The following is a 2,183-nucleotide window of genomic DNA, read 5'->3' as shown; positions in this document are numbered from 1 at the left end:
GGCATCCTGCCGGCGCGGCGCGCGGTGGTCACCCGCTATGAGCTGGTCGACGACTTCCCCCGCTTCGACGTCGACGACGTCTATCTGGGCAACGGCGCCTCGGAGCTGATCACTTTGACCCTGCAGGCCCTGCTCGACAACGGCGACCAGGTGTTGATCCCGGCGCCGGACTACCCGCTGTGGACCGCGTCGACCTCACTGGCCGGTGGTACCCCGGTGCATTACCTGTGCGACGAGACGTCAGCCTGGCAGCCCGACATCGCCGACCTGGAGTCGAAAATCACCGAGCGCACCAAGGCGGTGGTGGTGATCAACCCGAACAATCCGACCGGCGCGGTCTACAGTCGTGAAGTCCTCACCCAGATCGCCGATCTCGCACGCAAACACCAACTGCTGCTGCTGGCTGACGAGATCTACGACAAGATCCTCTACGACGACGCCGAACACATCAACATGGCGTCGGTGGCGCCCGACATGTTGTGCCTGACCTTCAACGGCCTGTCCAAGGCCTACCGGGTAGCCGGCTACCGCGCCGGGTGGCTGGTGATCACCGGGCCCAAGGAACACGCCGCCAGCTTCATCGAGGGCATCGGCTTGTTGACGAATATGCGGTTGTGCCCCAACGTCCCGGCTCAGCATGCGATCCAGGTGGCTCTCGGCGGCCATCAAAGCATCGAGGATCTGGTGCTGCCGGGCGGTCGGCTGCTCGAGCAGCGCGATGTCGCCTGGACCAAGCTCAACGAGATTCCCGGGGTGTCCTGCGTCAAACCGGACGGTGCGCTGTACGCGTTCCCGCGACTGGATCCCGAGGTCTACGACATCGACGACGACGAGCAGCTCGTCCTGGATCTACTGCTGTCCGAGAAGATTCTCGTCGCCCAGGGCTCCGGGTTCAATTGGCCCACACCGGATCATCTGCGCATCGTGACGCTGCCCTGGTCGCGTGACCTCACCGATGCCATCGAGCGGCTCGGCAATTTTCTGGCCGGTTATCGCCAGTAGCAATTTCGGCGTGAAAACTTCCCGCCGAAATCACTTCAGTCGACGAGGTCGGTTTCGGTCAGGTCGGTCGCCGCCAGCGCCGACGCCACGTCGTCATGACGGAACACCGAGGTGACATGGTCGTGCACCACGCGGAACGCCACCGCCGGGCCGGCACCGTCCGGGTCCTCGGGTGTCAGCTCGACCACCACGACGCCGTCGTGCACATACATCCGGAGCACTTCGGCGCCGATACCGGCCGAAGCGGCCCACTCGCGCAGCGCCTGGTGACCCTGACCGGCACCGTGCGCGTCACCGACCTCGATATCGTCAGTGGACAGTGACACCAGGGTGTCCAGGTCAGCAGCGGCCAGCGCATCCTGCCAGGCGAGGACGGTGGCGATCTCCGATGTGGTCATGATCTGGAAGGTACCGTGCCCGCTGGCCAGCTGCCGTCAGAAGGGCGTGCGCTCCAGCCAGGTCTGCCACACGGCGGTATCGCCGAACATCGCGATGCCGGTGTGGGCGACCGATATCCGGCGGGTGATCGCCAGCAACAGGTCAGAGGCACTGCCGCGCAATGCGACCACGCCCTTGCCGTGATCGTGGATCCAGCTGATCCTGCCGTCGACCGCGTTGACGGTCCATTCACCGGCGGCACCCAGACCCGGATCGGTGGCGTGCAGGTGCATGCTCTGGCCGTCCGGCAAGGGCACCGGCGCACCCTCGCGCCCGGCCTTAGCTGACACCCACTCCAGCCATTCGCTGATCGCGTCGGCGGCCAGATCGGGTGTCACCGTGTGGTCGGTGCCAAGTGCTAGTGCGGCGTCGGCGCGGTGCACCGTTGTCTCGTCCAGCCGGCGCCGGATCCACCAGTACGCCGGCCGCGGCCCCAGGAAGGTCCACACCGGGGTCTCCATACCGGCCCGCTCGACGGCGTCGAGCACACACTGCGCGCCTTCGTCTAACCAGGTGATCGCCTCGTCGGGGTCGGCGGGGGGTTTGCCGCCCTCGACGGTGCGCGGGTCGGGCGGATGGTCGAGCCGGTCGGCGATGATCTGGGCCGTCCACCGATGCCCGCGGCCGACGTGGCGAAACAGGTGTTTCAGGCTCCACTCCGGGCAGGTCGGCACCGGGGTGGACGGATCGCCGCTGCGGATCAGATCACCGAAGGCGTGGTTCTGCTCGGTGAATGCCGCCGC

At 66.6% G+C, this 2,183-nt stretch carries 3 protein-coding genes; 1 reads left to right on the top strand and 2 read right to left on the bottom strand.

Features of this window, described 5'->3' with window-relative positions; genetic code table 11:
* The coding region (locus tag AC2VON_RS23150; protein ID WP_486954943.1) for a pyridoxal phosphate-dependent aminotransferase at positions 1 to 1,002 on the top strand (1,002 nt) is incomplete at its 5' end.
* A 35-nt stretch (positions 1,003 to 1,037) separates the two neighbouring features.
* On the opposite strand, the gene AC2VON_RS23145 is transcribed toward AC2VON_RS23150, so the two are convergent.
* Together AC2VON_RS23145 and AC2VON_RS23140 are read right to left on the bottom strand one after the other, a co-directional pair.
* Positions 1,038 to 1,400 carry a nuclear transport factor 2 family protein gene (locus AC2VON_RS23145; RefSeq protein ID WP_486954942.1) on the bottom strand — a complete coding sequence of 121 codons (363 nt, stop codon included), beginning with the start codon at positions 1,398 to 1,400 and terminating at the stop codon, positions 1,038 to 1,040.
* Between the two features lie 36 nt (positions 1,401 to 1,436).
* Positions 1,437 to 2,183, bottom strand: a 747-nt coding sequence (locus tag AC2VON_RS23140; RefSeq protein ID WP_486954941.1) for a maleylpyruvate isomerase family mycothiol-dependent enzyme, incomplete at its 5' end; no start/stop codon positions are given.

This window comes from Mycobacterium sp. TH-M82, from assembly GCF_057473605.1.
The sequence above is the reverse complement of the archived record's forward strand: the minus strand, read 5'-3'. Positions and strand labels throughout refer to the sequence as shown.